The organism is Pseudomonas putida (genome assembly GCA_041071465.1).
In the GTDB taxonomy this organism is placed as follows: Bacteria; Pseudomonadota; Gammaproteobacteria; order Pseudomonadales; family Pseudomonadaceae; genus Aquipseudomonas; species Aquipseudomonas putida_P.
In genome coordinates, this window is sequence record CP163498.1 from 4909134 (window position 1) to 4930758 (window position 21625).

General features: G+C 63.2%; 16 protein-coding genes and 1 pseudogene. 7 read left to right on the forward strand and 10 right to left on the reverse strand.

Annotated features, from left to right (window positions below; translation table 11 throughout):
- Nucleotides 1–67: 67 nt before the first annotated feature.
- The 5 genes from AB5975_22620 to AB5975_22640 form a co-directional block, all read right to left on the reverse strand.
- The gene (locus AB5975_22620; protein ID XDR19300.1) at nt 68–1483 is read right to left on the reverse strand and encodes an efflux transporter outer membrane subunit; all 1416 of its coding nucleotides are present in this window, start codon (nt 1481–1483) and stop codon (nt 68–70) included.
- The gene (locus AB5975_22625) at nt 1480–4659 is read right to left on the reverse strand and encodes an efflux RND transporter permease subunit (protein ID XDR19301.1); all 3180 of its coding nucleotides are present in this window, start codon (nt 4657–4659) and stop codon (nt 1480–1482) included. Before AB5975_22625 ends, AB5975_22620 begins: the two co-directional genes overlap by 4 nt.
- Before the next feature lie 12 nt (nt 4660–4671).
- The gene (gene mexE / locus AB5975_22630) at nt 4672–5913 is read right to left on the reverse strand and encodes a multidrug efflux RND transporter periplasmic adaptor subunit MexE (GenBank protein XDR19302.1); all 1242 of its coding nucleotides are present in this window, start codon (nt 5911–5913) and stop codon (nt 4672–4674) included.
- A gap of 157 nt (nt 5914–6070) precedes the next feature.
- A complete protein-coding gene (locus tag AB5975_22635; protein XDR19303.1) occupies nt 6071–7657 on the reverse strand; it encodes a rhodanese-related sulfurtransferase in 1587 nt (528 codons plus the stop codon).
- Nucleotides 7654–8262, reverse strand: coding sequence for a cysteine dioxygenase (locus AB5975_22640; protein XDR19304.1), 609 nt, complete (start codon nt 8260–8262; stop codon nt 7654–7656). Before AB5975_22640 ends, AB5975_22635 begins: the two co-directional genes overlap by 4 nt.
- A 194-nt stretch (nt 8263–8456) precedes the next feature.
- Here AB5975_22640 and AB5975_22645 point away from each other — a divergent pair, with 194 nt between their 5' ends.
- Both AB5975_22645 and AB5975_22650 read left to right on the forward strand, forming a co-directional pair.
- Nucleotides 8457–9392, forward strand: a complete 936-nt coding sequence (locus AB5975_22645) for an ABC transporter substrate-binding protein (protein XDR19305.1) — start codon at nt 8457–8459, stop codon at nt 9390–9392.
- A 27-nt stretch (nt 9393–9419) separates the two neighbouring features.
- Nucleotides 9420–10727 (forward strand): LLM class flavin-dependent oxidoreductase, encoded by a 1308-nt coding sequence (locus AB5975_22650; protein ID XDR19306.1) that lies wholly within the window; start codon nt 9420–9422, stop codon nt 10725–10727.
- Here AB5975_22650 and AB5975_22655 read toward each other — a convergent pair.
- A complete protein-coding gene (locus tag AB5975_22655) occupies nt 10721–11911 on the reverse strand; it encodes a type II secretion system F family protein (GenBank protein XDR19307.1) in 1191 nt (396 codons plus the stop codon). The genes AB5975_22650 and AB5975_22655 overlap by 7 nt on opposite strands.
- An 11-nt stretch (nt 11912–11922) precedes the next feature.
- On the reverse strand, nt 11923–12348 hold the full coding sequence (gspG, locus tag AB5975_22660) for a type II secretion system major pseudopilin GspG (protein ID XDR23013.1): 426 nt from the start codon (nt 12346–12348) through the stop codon (nt 11923–11925).
- A 184-nt stretch (nt 12349–12532) separates the two neighbouring features.
- On the opposite strand from gspG, the gene AB5975_22665 reads away from it, so the two are divergent.
- The 4 genes and pseudogenes from AB5975_22665 (at nt 12533) to AB5975_22680 (ending at nt 17891) form a co-directional block, all read left to right on the forward strand.
- On the forward strand, nt 12533–13126 hold the full coding sequence (locus AB5975_22665; GenBank protein XDR19308.1) for a lytic transglycosylase domain-containing protein: 594 nt from the start codon (nt 12533–12535) through the stop codon (nt 13124–13126).
- Nucleotides 13127–13244: 118 nt separating this feature from the next.
- Nucleotides 13245–14704, forward strand: a pseudogene (locus tag AB5975_22670) (PAS domain-containing sensor histidine kinase).
- A gap of 297 nt (nt 14705–15001) precedes the next feature.
- On the forward strand, nt 15002–16495 hold the full coding sequence (locus tag AB5975_22675) for a sensor histidine kinase (GenBank protein XDR19309.1): 1494 nt from the start codon (nt 15002–15004) through the stop codon (nt 16493–16495).
- Nucleotides 16464–17891: a sigma-54-dependent transcriptional regulator gene (locus tag AB5975_22680; protein ID XDR19310.1), complete on the forward strand. Its 1428-nt coding sequence runs from the start codon at nt 16464–16466 to the stop codon at nt 17889–17891. The genes AB5975_22675 and AB5975_22680 overlap by 32 nt, the downstream gene beginning before the upstream one ends.
- 84 nt (nt 17892–17975) lie before the next feature.
- On the opposite strand, the gene AB5975_22685 is transcribed toward AB5975_22680, so the two are convergent.
- The 3 genes from AB5975_22685 to AB5975_22695 all read right to left on the reverse strand — a co-directional run bounded on the left by AB5975_22685 (nt 17976) and on the right by AB5975_22695 (nt 20366).
- Complete coding sequence (locus AB5975_22685) at nt 17976–18278, reverse strand: hypothetical protein (GenBank protein XDR19311.1); 303 nt, start codon at nt 18276–18278, stop codon at nt 17976–17978.
- Between the two features lie 84 nt (nt 18279–18362).
- Complete coding sequence (locus AB5975_22690; protein XDR19312.1) at nt 18363–19715, reverse strand: GntP family permease; 1353 nt, start codon at nt 19713–19715, stop codon at nt 18363–18365.
- A 111-nt stretch (nt 19716–19826) separates the two neighbouring features.
- Nucleotides 19827–20366: a gluconokinase gene (locus tag AB5975_22695; GenBank protein XDR19313.1), complete on the reverse strand. Its 540-nt coding sequence runs from the start codon at nt 20364–20366 to the stop codon at nt 19827–19829.
- A gap of 207 nt (nt 20367–20573) precedes the next feature.
- Here AB5975_22695 and AB5975_22700 point away from each other — a divergent pair, with 207 nt between their 5' ends.
- Nucleotides 20574–21593, forward strand: a complete 1020-nt coding sequence (locus AB5975_22700) for a LacI family DNA-binding transcriptional regulator (protein XDR19314.1) — start codon at nt 20574–20576, stop codon at nt 21591–21593.
- The last annotated feature ends 32 nt before the right edge of the window (nt 21594–21625 follow it).

Sequence of the window (21625 nt, forward strand, 5' to 3'; positions counted from 1 at the left end):
GCGGGCCAAGGCCTGCGGGGCAAACGGTTGGGGGAGGAACCAACCAAAGGAGTCGTTGAAACGGGGGTCAGCGGGCGCTGGCAACGGTCTCCGGTTGCCAGCCACCGCCCAGGGCCTTGTAGATCGAGACGATGCCGCGGTAGAGCTCAACCTCACCCTGGGCCTGTGCATCTTCAGCGCTCAGCCGTTCGCGCTCGGCATCGAGCAGTACCAGGTAATCCACCGTACCCTCGCGATAGCGAATCGAGGCCAGCTCCGCCGCCTTGCGGCTGGCGTCGCTCTGATGCATCAGCGACAACAGCCGTTGCTGGGTTTTGTCGTAATCGCTGAAGGCGTTGGCCGACTCTTCCAGGGCCAGCAGTACTTGCTGCTCGTAGTTGGCCAATGCCCCTTCGGCATCGGCCTTGGCGCCGCGCAGGCGGGCCCGCACGCTGCCCAGGTCGAAGGCCGCCCAGGTAATGCTCGGGCCCAGCGCCCAGGCGTTGGCCGCCGAGGAGCCGATCTGCGAGCCGCGCGCGGCGGTAAAGCCGAGGAAGCCGCTGAGGCTGACCCGCGGGAACAGGTCGGCGGTGGCCACGCCCACGTTGGCGGTGGCTGCCGCCAGCTGGCGTTCGGCGCTGCGGATGTCCGGGCGGCGGCGCAGCAACTCACCCGGGTCACCCACCGGCAGCGCCTTGGCGATGGCCGGCAGGGCTTTGGGCGACAGGTCTACGCTGAGCGCGTCAGGGCGTTGGCCGAGCAGGGTGGCGATGCGGTGCCGCGCCCGTGCCTGTTCGGCCTGCAGTTGCGGCACGGTGGCTTCGACCCCGGCCAGGCGCGCATCGGCACGCACCACGTCAAGGTCGTTGCCCACGCCGGCATCGCGCAGGGTTTCGGTGATAGTGCGCGATTCCTGCTGGGTCTTGAGGTTGGCCAGGGCGATTTTTTCGCGTAACTGGGCACCGCGCAATTGCCCGTAGGCATCGACCAGTTCGGCGATCAGGCTGACTTGCAACTGCTGCAGGTCGGCGGCGGCTACCGCTTCCTGGGCTTCGCTGGCTTCGATCTGGCGCTGGATGCGGCCGAACAGGTCAAGCTCCCAGGCCATGTCCAGGCCCAGGTCGTAGCGCTCGCTGTTCACCCGCTGGGTGGTCTGGCCTGGGATCTGGCCCTTGCCGATGTCGCTGCTGGCGCGGCTGGTGACCACCGGGAACTGATCGTTCTCAGCGTCTTCACGGATCGAGCGGGCCGACTTCAGGCGGGCGAAGGCCACGCGCAAATCACGGTTGCCGTCCAGCGAAGCCTGCACCAGCTGGTTCAGCACCGGGTCGTCGAACTGCTTCCACCACAGGCTCTCGAAGCGGCTTCGGTCGTAGGCCTTGGCCTGCACATCGCTGGCCAGCTGCGCAGGCTCGGTAGCGGGGGCCTGGTAGTCCGGGCCTACCGCACAGGCCGCCAGGGCCAGTGCCAGCAGGCTTGGGGTCAGGGGTTTGAGCAGGTTCATGCATGGTTCTCCAGCACTTGAACGCGTTCGGCCTTGCGGGCCTGGCGACGCTCGACGAAACGGCGGATCAGGAAGAAGAACACCGGGGTCAGGAACAGGCCGAACACGGTCACCCCGATCATCCCCGAGAACACCGCCACACCCATGGCATGGCGCATTTCGGAACCTGCACCGGAGCTGAACACCAGCGGCACCACACCCATGATGAAGGCGATCGACGTCATGAGGATCGGCCGCAGGCGCAGGCGGCAGGCTTCCAGCACCGCAGCCAGCGGGTCGAGGCCCTTGGCCTGTTCATCCTTGGCGAACTCGACGATCAGAATCGCGTTCTTGCACGCCAGGCCCACCAGTACGATCAGGCCGATCTGGGTGAAGATGTTGTTGTCGCCACCCGACACGATCACACCGGTGATGGCCGACAGCAGGGTCATCGGTACGATCAGGATCACCGCCAGCGGCAAGCTCCAGCTTTCGTACTGGGCAGCCAGTACCAGGAACGCCAGCAGTACGCACAGCGGGAACACCAGCAGTGCAGTATTGCCCGAGAGAATCTGCTGGTAAGTCAGGTCGGTCCACTCGAAGGTCATGCCGTTGGGCAGTTCCTCTTTCAGCAGCTTCTCGATGGCGGCTTCGGCCTGGCCAGAGCTGTAGCCTGGCGCTGCGGCCCCGTTGATTTCGGCTGTGATGAAACCGTTGTAGTGCATGACGCGGTCTGGCCCGGAGGTATCGCTGACCTTGAGGAAGGTCGCCAGCGGGATCATCTCGCCCAGGTTGTTGCGCACCTTCAACTGGCCGATCTGCTCGGCATCGAGGCGGAACTGTTGCTCGGCCTGGACGTTGACCTGATAGGTGCGGCCAAAACGGTTGAAGTCGTTGGTGTACAGCGAGCCCAGGTAAACCTGCAGGGTGTCGAAGATGTCTGTGATCGCCACACCGTGGGTCTTGGCCTTTTCCCGGTCGATGGCGGCATCGACCTGCGGCACGTTGACCTGGTAGCTGGTGAACAGGCCTGCCAGCTCGGGTACGTTGTGGCTCTTGGCGATGATGTTCTGGGTTTCCTTGTACAGCGCTTCGTAGCCCAGGTTGCCACGGTCTTCGATTTGCAGGCGGAAGCCGCCAATCGTGCCCAGGCCCTGTACCGGCGGCGGTGGGAAGATGGCGATGTAAGCGTCCTGGATGTCGGCGAATTGGGCATTCAGCGCGGCTGCAATGGCTGCCGCCGACTGGCTCGGGTCCTTGCGCTCATCAAACGGCTTGAGCGGGGTGAACACGATGCCGCTGTTCGGGCTGTTGGTGAAACCGTTGATCGACAAGCCTGGGAACGCCACCGAGTCGGCAACGCCAGGTTGTTTCAGGGCGATTTCGCTCATGCGCTTGATCACCGCCTCGGTACGGTCGAGGCTGGCGGCGTCCGGCAGTTGGGCGAAGGCTACCAGGTACTGCTTGTCCTGGGCTGGCACGAAACCGGTCGGGGTGGACGAGAAGCCGAGGTAGGTCAGGCCCATCAGGCCGGCATACACGAACAGGGCGATGCCGCTGGAGCGAATGACTCGGCGCACGCCGCCGACGTAGCGGTGGCTGGCACGGTCGAAGAAACGGTTGAACGGGGCGAACAGCCAACTGCCCAGCAGTTTGTCGAGGAACCGCGAGAAACGGTCCTTGGGTGCATGGTGGTCCTTCAGCAGCACGGCAGCCAGGGCCGGCGACAAGGTCAGCGAGTTGAACGCCGAGATCACAGTGGAAATGGCGATAGTCAAGGCGAACTGCTTGTAGAACTGCCCGGTAAGGCCAGAGATGAACGCGGCCGGCACGAACACCGCGCACAACACCAGCGCGGTGGCGATGATCGGCCCAGTCACTTCGCTCATGGCCTTTTGCGTGGCTTCCAGCGGTTTCAGGCCGAGCCCGATATTACGCTCGACGTTCTCCACCACGACGATGGCGTCGTCCACCACAATACCGATGGCGAGCACCAGCCCGAATAACGACAGCGCATTGAGCGAGAAGCCGAACAGGTGCATCACCGCAAACGTACCGATCAGCGACACCGGTACTGCCAGCAGCGGGATGATCGAAGCGCGCCAGGTCTGCAGGAACAGGATCACCACCAGCACGACCAGCACCAGGGCTTCGAACAGGGTGTGCACCACCGCTTCGATGGAGCCGCGCACGAAGATGGTCGGGTCATAGACGATGCTGTAGTCCATCCCTTCCGGGAAGTCCTTCTTCAGCTCGGCCATTTTCGCCCGTACTTCGTCGGAGATTTCGATGGCGTTGGAGCCTGGGCGCTGGAAGATCGGGATGGCCACCGCCGGCTGGTTGTTCAGCAGCGAGCGCAAGGCGTACTGGCTGGAGCCAAGTTCGACCCGGGCGATGTCTTTGAGGCGGGTAATTTCGCCATCGGCACCGGCGCGGATGATGATGTTTTCGAACTCTTCCTCATTGACCAGACGGCCCTGGGTGTTGATCGACAGCTGGAAGCTGGTGGAGCCGGGGGCGGGCGGGGCGCCCAGCTGGCCAGCGGCTACCTGGCGGTTCTGCTCGCGGATCGCGGCCACTACATCACTGGCAGTCAGGTTGCGCGAAGCGGTCTTGTTCGGGTCCAGCCACACGCGTAGCGAGTAGTCGCCCATGCCAAACAGCTGCACGTCGCCTACACCACCCAGACGCGCCAACTCGTCCTTGATGTTGAGGATGGCGTAGTTGGACAGGTAAAGCATGTCGTAGCGGTTATCCGGCGAGGTCAGGTGCACGACCATGGTCAGGTCGGGCGAGGCCTTGTCGACGGTGATACCGATACGGGTCACTTCCTCGGGCAGTTTGGGCTGGGTACGCGTGACGCGGTTCTGCACCTGCACCTGAGCGTTGTCCAGGTCGGTCCCCAGGGCGAAGGTGATGGTCAGCGTCAGCTTGCCGTCAGCAGTGGACTGGGAGGACATGTACAGCATGTTCTCCACACCGGTAATGGCCTGCTCCAGCGGCGCGGCAACGGTTTCGCCAATGACCTTGGGGTTGGCACCGGGGAAGTTGGCGCGCACCACCACGGTGGGTGGCACCACTTCGGGGTATTCGCTGATCGGCAGCTGGAACAGCGAGATGGAACCCGCAATCAGCAGCACCAGCGACAGCACCGCGGCGAAGATCGGCCGGGTAATGAAGAATTTCGAGAAGTTCATCGGTAGGTTCCCTTAACCGCGTGGCGCCTGGGCGCTGGCGACTTTCACGTTGTTGCCCGCCACCTTCGGCGCCGGGTTGCTGGCCTCCAGGGCCTGGCGCTGCTGGGCGAGGGCGGCGAGGGTCTGTTCGCTGGCCATTGGCGTTTCTTCTGGGGTGACCGGCGAGCCAGGGCGCACGCGCTGCAGGCCCTTGACCACGATGCGGTCGTCCTTGCCAAGGCCGCTGCGCACGATGCGCAGGCCTTCCAGCTTCGGCCCCAGCTCCACGGCGCGGTAGGCGGCCTTGTTGTCCTTGTCCATGACCAGTACGAACTTCTTGCCAAGGTCGGTGCCTACGGCTTCGTCGTTGATCAGTACGGCGTCGTACTGGGCGCTGCCGACCAGCTTCAGACGCGCATACAGCCCAGGGGTGAACTGGCCGTCGCTGTTGTCGAACACCGCACGGCCACGGATGGTGCCGGTGCGCGGGTTGACCTGGTTGTCGACGAAGTTCATCTGGCCCAAGTGCGGGTTGCCGGTTTCGCTGGTCAGGCCCAGGTACACCGGGGTGCTCTGGCCACGCTGGCCTTCGCGGGCCAGCTGGGTGTACTTGAGGTAAACGCGCTCGTCGGCGTCGAAGTAGGCATAGACCTTGTCGGTGGACACCACGCTGGTCAGCGGGGTGACATCGGCGCTGACGATGTTGCCTGCGGTGAACTGGGCGCGGCTGACGCGGCCGCTGATGGGTGCGGTGACGCGGGTGAAGCTGAGGTTCAGGCGTGCCAGGTCGAGTTGAGCCTGGATCGCATCGACCCCGGCGCGGGCTTCGGCGGCGGCGCTGCTGCGCGATTCGGCCAGTTCGGCGGAAATGGCATTGCTGTCACGCAGACGCTCGCCACGGCGGGCCTCGTTGGCGCTGCGGATGGCGGTGGCCTTAGCTTGTTGCAACTGCGCTTCGAGGCGGCGGACTTCTGCCTGGAACGGGCGCGGGTCGATCTGGAACAGCAGGTCGCCTTTCTTGACCTGGGCGCCTTCAGTGAAGGCTACCTGGTCGATCTGGCCGGAGACCCGTGGGCGCACCTCTACGGTTTCCGGTGCTTCGAGGCGGCCGGTGAACTCGTCCCATTCGTTGATCGGTTGTTCGATCACCTTGGCAACGGTGACTTTCGGCGCGGCGGGAGCCTGCACGGCGTCGGGGGTTCGACCGCAAGCGCTGATCACCACCACTGCCAGGGCAGCGAGGGGAAAGCGCAAGGGTTTGAGTGATTGTTCCATGGAGAACTCCGCCAATGTATTAGTAGTGGGCGGAGTGTGAGTGTGTTGCGCGTGAGGCACGAATCGAACGAGACGAAGGTTATTATCACGCTGAATGATATGTGCGGATCAATCATCGATGGCGGGCATGGTTGGGGCGCAGAGCGCCCCGGCAATCTCAGCTCAATACGCTGAACCCATGGGTGCCATCGCGCTCCAGTTGGGCAATCAAGCCGAACTCCCAATCCAGATATCCCTGCATGGCTTCGCGTGGGTTATCAGTGCCTTCATAAGGCCGGCGATAGCGGTCGGTTCGCGCAACCGCCAGGTGGGTTTCGCCACTGTCCAAGGGTTTGCCTGCCGCAATCCAGCGCGCAGTACCGCCGTCCAGTACATACACCGGGGTTTGCGTAAGTGCTTGCAAGTCTACCGCCGCAAAGCGTGCCAGCAGGCTGCTGCCGCAGGTCAGCACATAGCGCTCGGCAACCGGCAACTGCTCCAGCACCTGCGGTAATTGCGCACGGATCGCCCAATGGGCGCCTGGAATGTGACGTTTGACGTAGTTGGCACTGCTGGTGAAGTCCAGCAGCACGGTGCCTGGCGCTTGCAGCCAGTCATGCAGTTGCTCGACGCCGATTTCGGTGACTGCGGGTAGTGCAGGCTGCGGTGCCTGCCAATCGCCGGTCTCGCTGAAGTCCGCCACCGACAGACCATCGAGCACCCCTACCTGCCAGCCCATTTGCGCCAGCCACGAGGCGCTCATGTTGGCCCGTACGCCATCGTCATCCACCAGCACGATGCGCGCCCCGCGCACGCTGGCGACATGGTCGGTTTCCTGCACCAGTTGCCCGCCTGGCACACTGCGGCTGGCCGGTAGGTGGCCATGGGCGTATTCCTCAGGCGTGCGCACATCGAACAGGTAGGTAGTACGGCGGCTATCGGCCTGCCAGGTGGCCAGCGTTTCGCGCGTCAGGCGCAGCACACCGGCACGGTCGGCTACATGGCGTGCACGCTGAGCGGCGTCGATGCGGGTGGTATCGCTGACCGCTGCAAAACGGCGCTCCTGGCCGTGAGCCAGGGTTTGCCCGGCCAGGGTCCAGCCGATGGTGCCGTTGCGCAGGGCGGCCACGGGGTTGGGGATGCCGGCGTTGACCAGCGACTGGGTGCCGATGATGCTGCGGGTGCGCCCGGCGCAGTTGACGATGACTTGGGTGGCGGGGCTGGGCGCCAGTTCGGCAACCCGTAGCACCAGCTCGGCGCCCGGCACGCTGATGCCTCCAGGAATGCTCATGGTCTGGTATTCGTCGAAGCGGCGGGCGTCGAGCACCACCACATCGGCTTTGGCGTCCAGCAGCGCTTGCACGTGTTCGGCCGCCAGCGATGGGGTGTGGCGCACGCTTTCGACCAGCTCGCCAAAGGCCTTGCTCGGCACATTGACGTCACGGAACAGCTCGCCACCGGCTGCGCGCCAGCCGGCCAGGCCACCTTCGAGCACTGCAACATCGCTGTAGCCCAGTGCCACCAGGCGTTCGGCCGCCAGAGCAACCAGCCCTTCGCCGTCGTCATACACCGTGAGGGGGGTGTCACGGCGGGGCACGCGGGCGAAAATTTCCAGCTCCAGTTTCGACAATGGGAGGTTGGCGGCGAACAGTGGGTGTGCTTGGGCGAACGGGTCTTCCTCGCGCACATCGATCAGTGCCAGTTCTTCATGGGCCAGCAGGGCTTGGCGAATGGCGTGATAGGAACGGGTGGCAACGGTGCTCATGGGGCAGGGTTCTCTTTGGACAAGTCCCAGATGTTGGGCAGAAGGTGGTTGGAGTAGCCGGAAATGAACGCTTTTTCGGTGCCATCGGGCAGGTAAACCGCCCGGCTGACGGCGCCAATGTTGGCGCCGTACACGTGAATACTGATCGACACCCGGTCACCGAAGGCATTGCTGACCTGGTGGATATCGCCGATGCGGGGCGAAACAGCCTCGACGTGGCCGGGATCGATACGCACAGGCTCGCCCGCCGGCAGCAAGGCGCCCTGTTCGCTACGGGTGAAGCCTTGCGAGTATTCGGCGCCACGCAGCATGCCGATCAGGCCCCATACCCGGTGGTCGTGAATCGGCGTCTGCTGGCCGGGCCCCCAGACGAAACTGACGATGGAAAAGCGCTGGCGCGAATCGCAGTGCAGCAGATATTGCTGATAGCGGGCTGGATCTGGCTGCGCCAATGCCTCTGGTAGCCAGTCATCATGCGCGACCAGGCTGCGCAGCAGGCCCTGACCTTGGTCGAGGAGTGTGGCTTCGTCGGTTTCCCGGTCCAGCAGTTGCGAAAGGGCGTCGATGAAGTGTCGCAAGCGCTCGAAGCGTAGGGGTTGGCTCATGGTTCAGGCTCGGCTGGCGGTTTTGCTTAACCCTAGCAAATGCGCTAAATATTCTCAAAAGTAAAAATATGCATAAGCTAATATGCATAAAATGCATTTACAGATTGCCCCGATCTGTTTTCAAATGAACGTACAACCTACGAGACCGCACGCGCGGATCGGCCTTATGTACCCGACGGTACCTGGAGACGAACGTGCGATACCTCAAGCAATTGGCCGCCGGTGTGCTGGCCAGCTCCCTAAGCCTGGCCGCCGCTGCACAAACCCTGGTGGTCGGCGACCAGAGCTTCAATGCCCGTGCCGTGATGGAAGCAGCCGGTGTGCTCGAAGACCTGCCGTATACCCTCGAATGGAAGCAATTTACCGCCGGTTCGCCGGTGGCCGAGGCGCTGAATGTGGGCAGCCTGGACATCGGCTTGCTGGGCGATGCGCCGCCGTTGTTCCTCGGGGCATTGGGCGCGCCGATCAAGGTGATCGCGGTCAGCCGGCAGAACCTCGATGGCGTGGCCATCCTGGCACGCAAGGACTCGAACATTCACAGCCTCGAAGACTTGCGCGGCAAGCGCGCAGCGATCTGGAAGGGCTCGTGGAGCCAGCAGTTGCTGTTCAGCGCGCTGGACAAGGCTGCCGTGCCGCGTGATGCCCTGGAGCTGCGCTACCTCAGTGCCCTGGACGCCTCGCATGCCCTGGATGGTGGCTCGGTGGACGTAATCGCCACCTGGGAGCCTTATGTCACCCAACAGGAGCGCCAAGGGGCGCGGGTGCTGGCCACGGCCGAAGGGCTGATCCCGGCACAGAGCTTCGTGGTGGCCAACGCCAAGGCGGTAGAGGCCAAGCGGGCGCAGATCAGCGATTTTCTCCAGCGCCTGAAAAAGGCCCGTGACTGGACCTTGAGCGACCCGGCGCATACCGAAGCCTATGCCGATGCCTGGGCCAAGCGCACCCGCGCCGACCGCGATATTGCCCGTGCCTGGTTTGCCCGTGCGCGCACCGATGTGGCACCGCTGAACCCGCAGGTGATCGTGGATGCGCAGAAAACCGTGGACTTCTTTGCCGGGCTGGGGCTGATCAAGGGATACCCGGCGGCGAGCCTGTTCGATACCTCGTTCGCGCCAGCGTTCGAGCATTGATTTCACCTGCGCTTGCGAGGAATGACCATGACCACCCGCAAAATCAAACTCGGCGCCCTGACCATGGGCTGTGGCGGCCCCGGCCGGCACAACCTGTGGCTGGACCCGGAGCTTCCGGCCGATGCCAGCGTCAATATCGACTGGTACATCGATATCGCCCGCCAGGCCGAGGCGGCGTTGTTCGACCTGATGTTCATCGTCGACAGCCAGTACATCACCCCCGGCTCACCGTCCCACTACCTCAACCGCCTGGAGCCGCTGACCCTGCTCTCGGCACTGGCGGTGACCACCCGCAATATCGGCCTGGTCGGCACCCTGACCACTTCCTACAACGAACCCTTCAACGTCGCCCGCCGCCTGGCCTCGCTGGACCTGATCAGCAAAGGCCGCGCCGGCTGGAACGTGGTGACCAGCGGTGACGCCGGCACTGCTGGCAACTATGGCCGAGACGAGCATTACGACTACGACACCCGTTACGCCCGGGCTCAGGAGCATGTAGCGGTGGTGCAGGGCCTGTGGCGGTCCTATGAGGACGGCGCGTTCCCGCGCAACCGCGCAACCGGGCAGTTTCTCGACCCTGGCCGTATGCACGCGCTGAACCACAAGGGCGAGCACTTCTCGGTCGTTGGGCCTTTGAATATCCAGCGTTCACCCCAAGGCCAGCCGGTGATCTTCCAGGCCGGCGACTCGCAGCAAGGCCGCGAGCTGGGGGCCGCCACGGCGGATGTCATCTTCACCCATGCCGCCAGCATCGAGCAGGGGCAGGCGTTTTACCGCGATGTGAAAGGCCGTGCGGCGCGGTTAGGCCGCGACCCGGAGCAATTGCTGGTTTTGCCCGGCGCCGAGGTCTACGTGGGCGACACCGACGAACACGCCCGCGAGATCGAGCGTCATTACCACCAGCAGGATCACAGCTTCGAACTGGCCCTCAAGGAGTTCGGGCGCAATTTTGGTTGGCATGACTTCAGCCAGTACGACCTTGACGCACCCTTCCCACAAGAAAGCCTGGAACAGGCGCGCAGCAGCTTTTTCACCAACGCCAAGCGCATCGCCGACCAGGCACGGGAGCAGGGCTTTAGCCTGCGACAGGCGGTGGAGTACGGGCGTAAGCTGCGCCCGGGCGCTTTCGTCGGCTCGGCTGAAACAGTCGCGGCAAAGATGGCCGAATGGTTCGAGGCGCGGGCGCTGGATGGCTTCAACATCTACATCGGCCACCCAGGGCAGTTCCGCCGGCTTACCCAGGAAGTAGTGCCCTTGCTGCAAGAACGCGGGGTATACCGCACTGCTTATGAAGGCACCACACTGCGCGAAAGCCTAGGCCTGGCGCTTCAGTGAATGCTCGAGGCCAGCTCGAAGATCGGCATGTACATGAGGATCACGATCAGGCCGATCAGCAAGCCGATGAAGGTCATCAGCAGGGGTTCGAACAGTTTGACGAACCATTCCACCCAGCGGCCGATTTCCTGGTCATGGAAGTCGGCGCAGCGTTCCAGCATCTCGCCCAGGTTGCCCGACTGCTCGCCGGCCCGCAGCAGGCGCAGCGATACCGGTGTAACCAGGTGCCCGGCCTCCAGTGCATCGGACAGGGGCAGCCCTTCGCCCACCCGCTGGCTGGCTTGCGCCAGGCCCTGCGCTGCTGCGCTGCCGAGCAGGCCGCGGGCCATCCCCATGGCGGTGAGGATGGGAATACCGCCTTGCAGCAGTATGCCCAGCGAGCGATAGAAGCGCGCCAGCTCGTACATCATCAGACGCTGGTGCAGTGCTGGCAGGCGCCGTAACTGGCAGGAGGCCCAATGCCGTACACGCGGATGACGCCGCAACAGCCAAAACGCCGTGACCCCGCCGACGGTGCCCAGCGCCAGGGGCAATTGCTGGGCATGCAGGAACAGGCCGATCTGCATCAGCACCCGTGATAGCCAGGGCAGCTCGGTGCCCATGCCTTCGAATACCTGGCTGAAGCGCGGCACCACGTAGCCGAGCAGGAACAGCACCACGCCGCCTCCCACCAGCAACAGCAACAACGGGTAGACCGAGGCACCGACCAGTTTCTGCCGCACAAGGTCCAGGCGTTGGCGGTAGCTGATGTAGCGGGCGAGGGCGTCACCCAGCGCGCCGGTGCGCTCGCTGGACTGCACCAGCGCTACATACAGCGGCGGGAATACACGGGGTTGCTGGCCCAGGGCCTGGGACAGCGAGCGGCCTTCGTACAACTGGCGTACCAGTTCGGCCAGCACCTTGCGCGTTGCAGGCGAAGGGGCCTTCTCTGCCAGGCTTTCCAGTGCGTCGATCAGCGGCAGGCCGGCATTGAGCAGGGTCGACAATTCCTGGCTGAACAGCACCAGGTCAAACGCCGCTTCGCGGCGCCAGGCCATACCACGCAAGGAGCCGCCGCTGCCGCGCAGGCTGAGCACGCGCAGGCCCTGGTCTTCGGCCTGGCGGCGAGCCTGCTCGGCGTCTTCGGCGTCGATCTGCAACTGCACCACGCCCTGCCTGCCCAGGGCCTTGAGGCTGTAGCGCATGGTTGTTCTCCTCACTGCCAACTGGTGATTTCGGCATTTTCCCCATCGCCACCCGGCTGGCCGTCCTTGCCCATCGACAGCAGGTCGTACTCACCGCCATTCTCGCCGGGTTGCCGGTAGATGTAGGGGCGGCCCCACGGGTCTTGCGGCACAGCCTTCTGCAGGTAGGGGCCGGTCCAGCGCGTCTCGCCACTGGGGGCAACCACCAGTGCCTGCAAGCCTTGCTCACTGTTGGGGTAGTGGCCGACCTCCAGACGGTACAGGTCCAGGGCTTTGCTCAGCCCCTCGATCTGCGCTCGCGCCACTTTGGCTTCGGAGCGGCCCAGTTGGCTGAAGTATTTGGGCGCGACAATGCCGGCCAGCAGGCCGAGCACCACCAGTACCACCAGGAGTTCAAGCAGGGTGAAGCCACGTTGCGGGTTGGTTCTGCGCTGCATGGTGAAGCCCTCCACTGCATGGGGACACGTGTTGGCAGGCACCATGCAACAGCCGTGCACGTCTGCCTCGGGGCCTTGCGCCATGCGGCACAGGAAGCGGCACAGTGCTTGCGTCGTGGTCATCGTCCACGGGTTTTCCGGGGCATTTTCCCACATTGGGGGCCACGACGAAGAGGCGACCGACATGCGTGGACTCATCCTCGGTTTGATCTGGCTGGCGGCAGGTGCTGCCCAGGCCGATATGTACATCTCAATCGATGCCAAGGGTGGCTATGTACTGACCAACGTCCATCGACCAGGGCGCCACTATGAGAAGGTAATCGCCGAGCCGTTGGCCCAGGGCGGGCCGGCCAATGCGCAGATGATCACGGGTCGCCCTTACGCCGAGGTGGTGGCGACGGCGGCGCGCATTCACAATGTGCCGCCGGCGCTGCTGCATGCACTGATCAAGGCCGAGTCCGGGTACAACCCCAAGGCCCGATCGCGGGCGGGGGCGGTGGGGTTGATGCAATTGATGCCGGATACCGCCCGAGAAATGGGTGTGGAAGACCGCCTGGACCCGGAAGACAACGTGCAGGGCGGGGCACGCTACATCAAGCAGATGCTCACGCTGTTCGACAACGACATCACTTTGGCCGTGGCGGCCTACAACGCCGGACCGGATGCCGTATTGCGAAGGGGGGCCGTGCCGCCGTTCGCCGAGACACGGCGTTATGTGCCCACAGTACTGCGGGAATACCGCAAGTTGCAGGGGTTGGCAGCTGATTCGCCTTTGTAGTTAGCCTGCACAGTACGCACCTCCCAACTACCCTTCGGCAGATGCTATTAATTTAATACTATAGTTTCCCCAAGTCTGGGCTATAACCTTCTGAAGGTGCCCAGCAGTGGAGTCCACCATGGACCTCGCCCCTCGTTCCGACGCTCTTGACGTGCCCGCCGGTAGCGAACTGGCTGCCCCGCACAAGCCATTCAATTTGCTGCGCTGGTACGCCTGGGTCAGCCTGGCCATCATCCTGTCGGTGGCCGCTGGGCTGGGGCTGATTTCAAGCCGTTTCATCATCGACGAGAGCGTCGAGCGCGATGCATTGCTAACCGCGCAGTTCATCACCTCCATCGCCGATGCCGAAGTGCGCCATGTGTCTATCCCCAATGTGCGCACCATGGGCGAACTGCTCGACCCGCGCACCGACCGCAGCAACTTGCCCGATGTCGACCCGGATGCCCGGCGCAAAGCGCGCGGTGAATTCCTTGACCATATCGCCCACCTGCCCGATATGCTGCTGGCCAATATCTACGCCCCGGACCGCACGGTGATCTGGTCCAGCAACCCGGCCCTTATCGGCAAGCTGATCGACGCCGACGACGACCTGGAGCGGGCATTCGAGTACAAGATGCGTGTCTCGGCCAGCTATCACAACTTCGAGCAGGCCCGCGCCGAGCAAAAGTTCATTACCCCACCCGAGCAGCTGTTCATCGAAAACTACATACCGCTGTTCGATGCCGATGGCGAACAGGTCACGGCAATGGTCGAGATATACAAAGAGCCCCATGACCTGATCGTGCGCATCGAGCATGGCTTGATCCTGATCTGGTTGGCGATCACCGTCGGCGCCGCGCTGGTCTATGTTGGCCTGTACGGCATCATGCACCGCGCCGCAAAGTTGCTGGCGGTGCAGCAGAAACGGCTGATCAGCAGCGAAACCTACGTGGCACTGGGCGAAGTGTCTTCGGCGGTGGCCCACAGCCTGCGCAACCCGTTGGCCAGTATCCGCTCAAGTGCCGAACTGGCCCAGGCGTTCGATGAAGGCCCGGCGCAACGCCAGGTCAACGACATCATCAACCAGGTCGATCGTATGTCGCAGTGGATTCGCCAGATGCTGCAGTCACTGCGCCCGTTGAACGACGAGGCGGTGGCGGTGGATTTGCCCAGGCATTGCTGGAAAGCCTGCAAACCTACGCCGTGCCGCTGGCACGCGATGGGGTCAGCCTGGACGTGCAACCGTTACCGGCAGTGCAGGTGTTGGGGCACCCGGCGCTACTGCGTCAGGTATTCAGCAGCCTGATTGCCAATGCCCTGGAGTCGATGGAGCAGGGCGGGCGGCTGCGTATCGAGGTGGTGCGCCAGAACCGGCGCTGCCTGACCCTGCGCTTGTCCGACAATGGCAAGGGCATGAACGAAGCGCAGCAGCGTATGGCCTTCCGGCCGTTTTTCACCACCAAGCAGGGTGGGCTGGGGGTGGGGCTGGTACTGGTGAAACGCATCATGGAACGTTTCGGCGGAACGGTTCGACTCAGCAGCAGCGAAGGTCATGGCACCCGGGTTTCGTTAAGTTTTCGCTTGGCTAATACGCTCTGAATTACATTAAGAAATTCTGGTAATTCATTGATTTATAAAAGAATATGCTTTTTGGGTGGAAATTACCCAAATGTGGGGAGAGCTTTCTCCATTTTGGTTCATAAAGCTAACGTAAATTATTGAAAGATAAGTAAAAGATTATTTCTTATTTCGCTGGCCAAGTTTTTGCTACGTGATCTGTGGAGCGCAACACGCGACAAATGGCAGCTGCGGCTGCCCAGGTGGATTGCAAATCGGTGACTACGGTCATTGGCCTTGATGCAATTCTGAACGGACGCCCTGCGCGGGAACCACGCGATGCAGATGCTGGAAAACGAAGCGCCCGACAAGGCCAATGCGACCGCCAGCGGTCTGGCCGTTCCTTTGCGTGAATTCAACCTGCTGCGCTGGTTTTCGGTCATCAGCCTGCTCATCATTGCCTCGGTGGCGGGTGGGCTGGGCTACGTTTCGACGCGCTTCGTGGTGCGCGACAGCGTGCAACGCGATGCCATGCTGACCGCGCAGTTCATTCAGGCCATGGCACAAGCCGAGGTGCGCCATTCGCAACTACCGCCGGGTACTACCATGGGCGAGTTGCTGGACCCGCGCCTGGACTTGCAGCACCTGCAATTCACCCCGGCGCTGGCCGAAGCGACCCGGGTCGAGTTCCTTGACCATGTCGAGCACCTACCGGACACCTTGCTGGCCAATGTCTATGCCCGCGACCGCACCATTGTCTGGTCCACCAATGTCGAGCTGATCGGCAAGCGGATAGAAGCCGATGGCGACCTCGACCGTGCATTCCGCTCACGCAAGGCCGTGTCGGCCAGCTACCACAAGGCCGAGGATGATCGCGAAGAGCAGAAGTTTCAGCGTGAACCGCGCTACCTGTTTATCGAGAACTACATCCCGCTGTTCGACAGCCAGGGCGAGCAGGTGCTGGCCATGGTGGAAATCTACAAGGAGCCGCAGGACCTGATTCGGCGCATCCAGCGCGGCTATGTGCTGATCTGGGCCTCGACCCTGGTGGGCGGGGCGCTGATCTATTTCGGGCTGTTCTGGATCGTGCGCCGAGCGGCGCAGATGCTGCACCTGCAGCAAGACCGGCTGGTGGCCAGCGAAACCTACGTGGCGTTGGGCGAGATGTCCTCGGCGGTGGCCCACAGCTTGCGCAACCCGCTGGCCAATATCCGTTCCAGCGCCGAGCTGGCCCAGGAAATCGCCAACCCCGCAGCGCAGAAGAACATCACCGACATCATCAGCCAGGTGGACCGCATGTCGCGCTGGGTGCGTGACCTGCTGGTGTCGTTGCGCCCGGTCAGCGACGAGGCCGAGGCTGTGGACCTCGTAGCGGCCATCGAGGATACCCATCTGGCATTCGTCCAGCAGATCGAGCGCAATGGTGTGCGGTTCCATTTCGAAGGGCCTGACGCGCAGTGGGTGGCCAGCCAGCCGCTACAGCTCACGCAGATTCTCAATAGCCTGTTCTCCAATGCCCTGGAGGCCATGCCAGCGGGTGGCATGCTGACTGCGCAGGTCAATGTGCAGGAGGGCCAGCGTGCCGAGTTCGTGCTCACCGACACTGGCAAGGGCATGAGCCAACAACAGGAACGGATGGTGTTCAAGCCGTTCTTCACCACCAAGCAGGGTGGCCTCGGTGTAGGCCTGGCCCTGGTCAAGCGCATCATGGAACGTTTTGGCGGCTCGGTCAGCCTGAGCAGCCGCGAAGAGGAAGGAACCCGCGTCAGCCTTACATTCAATATCGCAGCGGGAGGGGACCATGGAGCACAGCATCCTGGTAGTCGAGGATGATGAAATCCTCGCCGACAACATTCGCACCTACCTCAGCCTCAAGGGCTACGAGGTTACCGTTTGCCACAGCGCGGAGCTGGCGCTGGAGCAGATCAAGCGGGCCCAGCCCGATGCGGTGCTGACCGACAACTCGCTGCCGGGCATGAGCGGGCATGACCTGCTGCGTACCCTGGTGGCACAGGTGGCGGACTTGAAAGTGATCATGATGACCGGCTACGGCAATGTCGAAGATGCCGTGCAGGCGATGAAGGAGGGCGCGTTCCATTACCTGACCAAGCCTGTGGTACTGGCCGAGCTCAAGCTGACCCTGGACAAGGCCCTGGCCGCCGAGCGCATGGAGCGCACGCTGTCGTTCTACCAGGAACGCGAGGCGCAGAAGTCCGGGCTGCAGGCGCTGATTGGCGAGTCGCCGGTGATGCTCACGCTCAAGCACACCCTGCGCCAGGTGCTCGATGCCGAACGGCGCATGGCCAGCGACGACCTGCCACCAGTGCTGGTCGAAGGCGAGACCGGCACCGGCAAGGAGCTGGTGGCCCGTGCCCTGCATTTTGACGGCTCGCGCAGCAAAGGGCCGTTCATCGAGTTCAATTGCGCCTCGATCCCTGCCAACCTGCTGGAGGCTGAACTGTTCGGCCACGAGAAGGGCGCGTTCACCGATGCCAAGGAGCGCCGGGTGGGCCTGGTAGAGGCTGCCGATGGCGGCACCTTGTTCCTTGACGAGATCGGCGAGATGGACCTGGTGCTGCAGGCCAAGCTGCTCAAGTTGCTGGAAGATCGAAGCATCCGACGGATTGGTGCAGTGAAGGAGCGCAAGGTCGACCTGCGGGTGATCAGCGCTACCAACTGCAACCTGGAGCAGATGGTGCAGCAGGGCAAGTTTCGCCGCGACCTGTTCTTCCGTCTGCGTATCATCGCCCTGAAGGTGCCGCGCCTGTATGCCCGTGGGCAGGACATTCTGTTACTGGCAAGGCATTTTCTGGCCCACCATGGCCGGCGGTATGGCAAGCCGAACCTGCGTTTTTCTGCCGAAGCAGAAAGCTTGATGCTTGGTTACAGCTGGCCCGGTAATGTGCGCGAATTGCGCAACATGCTGGAGCAGACCGTGTTGCTGGCGCCGAACGAGGTGGTGCAGGCGCATCAGCTGAACCTGTGCATGACGTTGATTGACGAGCCATTGGTGCAGCAGCCAGCGCCGGTGATGTTCGAAATGCCGCGACACGAGCCGGAGCCCGGTACCAGCCTGCCGGACATGGAACGTGACCTGGTGTGCAAGACCCTGGACCGCACTGACTGGAATGTGACCAAGTCAGCACGAATGCTTGGGCTGTCGCGGGACATGCTGCGTTACCGGATCGAGAAACTGGGATTGACCCGGCCTGACAAGCGTCAGTGGTAATCATGGCCATGCGAGGCACTGGTGAGAGCGGCCTTGTGCGGCGAAAGGGCCGCGCAAGGCCCAGATTTCAACCGGCCCGCGTCATCAGGGGTTACCTGTGCTCGTGCCGCTATTGCCCTGATGACCGGTCCCCTCCGAACCACTCCCATCCATACCCGGGAGGTCGCGGTTGTCGTTCTGCTTCGCCGGCGGGCTTTGCGGGTCGTTACCCTGAATGCGCGGGTCGGTATCCCGTGGCATGGGTTTCTCGATCGGGTTGAGGGTGCTGTCCACGCCCGGCCGTGGCGCCGGGTTGTGCGGGTCGTCGGGGTAAGTCGGGCCAGTGCCGGCGGCCAGGGCCAATGGCGAGGCGAGCAGGGCAATCAGCAGGATGCTTGAACGGGGCATGGCAGGCTCCTTTGCTTCGGGTGGGTCTCATGTTTTCCTTCGGCCCTACCCAAAGCATCCTAGTGCCATGGCCCCGATCAACGGTTACACCACCAGCGACAGCAACATGATGAAGATGATGCCGACGATGGACAGGATCGTCTCCATCATGCTCCAGGTCTTGAAGGTTTCTGCCACGGTCATGTTGAAGTATTGCTTCACCAGCCAGAAGCCGGCGTCGTTCACATGCGACAAAATCAGCGAGCCAGCACCGGTAGCCAGTACCAACAGCTCACGGTTCACCCCAGGTACCAGGTCGATCACCGGTGCGACGATACCTGCACCGGTGATGGTGGCGACGGTAGCGGAGCCTGTGGCGATGCGGATCACCGCGGCTACCAGCCAAGCCAGCATGATCGGTGAAATTTCTGCCTGCACGGCCATTTGCCCGATTACATTGCCCACGCCGGTGTCCACCAGCATCTGCTTGAACCCACCGCCAGCGCCTACGATCAGTACGATGGCGGCGGTCGGTGCCAGGCTCTGGTCGAGCATTTTCATGATCTGCTGGCGGTTGAAACCGCGGGCTGAGCCGAAGGTATAGAAGGCCAGCAGCAGGGCGGCGAGCAGGGCGGTGATCGGGTGGCCGATCAGGTCCATCCACTGGCGCACGATGTGCTCGGCGGGTAGCACCACGTCGGCAAAGGTTTTCAGCAACATCAGCGCCACCGGCAGCAGTACGGTGATCAGGGTGATGCTGAAGCTTGGCAGGTTGCCCTGGTCGGACTCCTTGGCGATCTGGTCCATCAGCTCCTGCGACGGGCTACCCGGTATGTAGCGGGAAATGAAGTTACCGAACAGCGGACCGGCGATGATCGCGGTGGGCAACGCAACGATCAGGCCATAGAAGATGGTTTTGCCGATATCGGCGTGGAAAATGCCGATCGCCAGCAATGGGCCTGGGTGCGGCGGCACCAGGCCGTGCACAACCGACAGGCCGGCCAGTAGCGGAATGCCGATTTTCACCAGCGACACCCCGGAGCGCCTGGCGACGATGAACACCAGTGGGATCAGCAGCACGAAGCCGATTTCGAAGAACAGCGGGATGCCCACCAGGAACGCGGCGAACATCATCGCCCAGTGCACGTTCTTCTTGCCGAAGGCGCGGATGAGGGTTTGCGCGATCTGGTCGGCGCCCCCGGAGTCGGCCATCAGCTTGCCGAGCATGGTGCCCAGGGCGAGCACGATACCGACAAAGCCGAGCACGCCGCCAAAGCCGTCCTGGAACGATTTCATGACCTTGGCCACGGGCATGCCGGAGGTCAAGCCAAGGAAGCCAGCCGCGAGGGTGAGGGCGACGAAGGGGTGGACCTTGAAGTGGGTGATCAGCAGGATCAGCCCGACGATGGTAACCAGCGCGTCGAGCAGCAGGAAGGTATCAGTAGCCAGTCCGAACATGGTGTGAAGGCCTCGGTCTTATCGTTGTTTTGGGCGTAGCTTTTTGGATCTTTTCCCGCATTCACGGGGCAGGGTAGCGCTGTCTTGGGTGAGACGGAAAAACCGCCAGGGTCAGGCGGTCTGCGCCAGGCCCGGCTCACCGCAGCGCTTTAGCCAGCGGTCCACCGCTTCGGCCAATGCTTCGATGGGTTGGGTGGCGTCCAGTGCCAGCGTCAGTGGCTCGCCGCGTGGCGACTCCAGGGTAGCGAACTGGCTGTCGATGAGGCTGGCCGGCATGAAGTGCCCGGGGCGGGCCAGCACGCGTTTTTCGGCCTCGGCAGGCGTCAGTTCGAGGAACACGAACACCAGCCCAGGCATGGCATCGCGCAGGGTGTCGCGGTAGCGGCGCTTGAGTGCCGAGCACGTCAGGATCGGGCGCTCACCCGCCTGGGTGGTGGTTTGCAGCTCTTCGCCAAGGCGCACCAGCCATCCGGCACGATCGCTGTCGTCCAGCGGGATGCCAGCGCTCATCTTGCGGATGTTTTCGGCAGGGTGGAAAGCGTCGCCTTCTATCAGGCGGCCGCCGCTTCTGGCAGCGATGGCGGCGCCGATGCAGCTCTTGCCGCAACCGGCCACGCCCATCACCACAATGGCGGACAGGGGAGAATTCATCAGTACCTCCTGCGGGGTGAGATAGCGCTGTCTCGCTGTTGACGAGCAGCCACCTCCCCGGTGTTATTGGTCTTGTCCTTACGCAGTATGGACGCCTGGCGGCACACGCGTGGTGGCTGCTACCAAAGATTACATTGCCTGCGTCCTGAGACAGCGCTACCTTAGTGGCCGTTCCCTATCCTTGCAAGTAGTAAAATTACAACATCCATGTCCCGCATCGGCTCCCGCACTACAGGTCGTCCCACCCTGGCTGAAGTTGCCAGGCTTTCCGGGGTTTCCCCGATTACCGCTTCGCGCGCGTTGCGCGGGGTCAGCACGGTTGCGCCAGAACTGGTGGAAAAGGTCGTCGCCGCAGCAGCGAACCTCGGCTATGTGGCCAACCCGGCGGCCCGGGCGCTGGCCTCGGCGCGCAGCCAGTCGGTGGTGGTGTTGATCCCGTCACTGTCAAACCAGCTGTTCATCGACACCCTGGAGGCCATCCACGAGGTCATGCGCCCGCGTGGGCTCGAGGTGCTGATCGGCAACTATCACTACGACCTTGCCGAAGAAGAGAACCTGATCCGCAATTACTTGGCGTACCAGCCCTGCGGCATGCTGCTGACCGGTTTCGAGCGTAGCGATGCCGCACGGCAGATGCTGGCTGCCAGCGGCGTGCCGTGCGTGCACATGATGGAGCTTAACGGTGAGCCAGGCGCGTTGTCGGTCGGTTTCTCGCAGCAGCAGGCCGGGCGCGCTGCGGCCCGGCACTTGATCGAGCGTGGGTGCAAGCGCCTGGGATTCATTGCTGCGCAGCTCGACCCTCGGGTGATGCAGCGTGCCGAGGGCTTCCGCCAAGCGTTGGCCGAAGCCGGCCTGCAGGCCGCCGAGCTGGAAGTGTTGGCGCCGGAGCCTTCATCGATTGCCTTGGGCAGCGCGCTGTTCAGTCAGCTGATGCAACAGGCGCCGGATGTCGACGGTATCTTCTTCTGTAATGACGACTTGGCCCAGGGCGCGGTGCTACAGGCCTTGCGCCAAGGGGTGGAGGTGCCACGCCAGGTGGCGATGGTGGGGTTCAACGACCTGCCAGCTTCGGCGCACATGGTGCCGCGGCTGACCTCGATTCGCACACCACGGGCTGCCGTTGGTCGGGGCGCGGCGCAGGCGCTGTTGGCGTTGCTCGATGGCAAGCGGGTGACGCATGCACAGCAGGACCTGGGCTTCGAGCTGATGGTGCGGGAAAGCTCCTGATTCAAGAGCTGGCAAGGCGGCTCCGACGGGAA

Bases quoted from the DNA above. Each gene is read 5' to 3' on its own strand.
- AB5975_22620 (XDR19300.1), bottom strand. From the start codon at position 1,483: ATGAACCTGCTCAAACCCCTGACCCCAAGCCTGCTGGCACTGGCCCTG.
- AB5975_22625 (XDR19301.1), bottom strand. From the start codon at position 4,659: ATGAACTTCTCGAAATTCTTCATTACCCGGCCGATCTTCGCCGCGGTG.
- mexE (XDR19302.1), bottom strand. From the start codon at position 5,913: ATGGAACAATCACTCAAACCCTTGCGCTTTCCCCTCGCTGCCCTGGCA.
- AB5975_22635 (XDR19303.1), bottom strand. From the start codon at position 7,657: ATGAGCACCGTTGCCACCCGTTCCTATCACGCCATTCGCCAAGCCCTG.
- AB5975_22640 (XDR19304.1), bottom strand. From the start codon at position 8,262: ATGAGCCAACCCCTACGCTTCGAGCGCTTGCGACACTTCATCGACGCC.
- AB5975_22650 (XDR19306.1), top strand. From the start codon at position 9,420: ATGACCACCCGCAAAATCAAACTCGGCGCCCTGACCATGGGCTGTGGC.
- AB5975_22655 (XDR19307.1), bottom strand. From the start codon at position 11,911: ATGCGCTACAGCCTCAAGGCCCTGGGCAGGCAGGGCGTGGTGCAGTTG.
- gspG (XDR23013.1), bottom strand. From the start codon at position 12,348: ATGCAGCGCAGAACCAACCCGCAACGTGGCTTCACCCTGCTTGAACTC.
- AB5975_22665 (XDR19308.1), top strand. From the start codon at position 12,533: ATGCGTGGACTCATCCTCGGTTTGATCTGGCTGGCGGCAGGTGCTGCC.
- AB5975_22675 (XDR19309.1), top strand. From the start codon at position 15,002: ATGCAGATGCTGGAAAACGAAGCGCCCGACAAGGCCAATGCGACCGCC.
- AB5975_22680 (XDR19310.1), top strand. From the start codon at position 16,464: ATGGAGCACAGCATCCTGGTAGTCGAGGATGATGAAATCCTCGCCGAC.
- AB5975_22685 (XDR19311.1), bottom strand. From the start codon at position 18,278: ATGCCCCGTTCAAGCATCCTGCTGATTGCCCTGCTCGCCTCGCCATTG.
- AB5975_22690 (XDR19312.1), bottom strand. From the start codon at position 19,715: ATGTTCGGACTGGCTACTGATACCTTCCTGCTGCTCGACGCGCTGGTT.
- AB5975_22695 (XDR19313.1), bottom strand. From the start codon at position 20,366: ATGAATTCTCCCCTGTCCGCCATTGTGGTGATGGGCGTGGCCGGTTGC.
- AB5975_22700 (XDR19314.1), top strand. From the start codon at position 20,574: ATGTCCCGCATCGGCTCCCGCACTACAGGTCGTCCCACCCTGGCTGAA.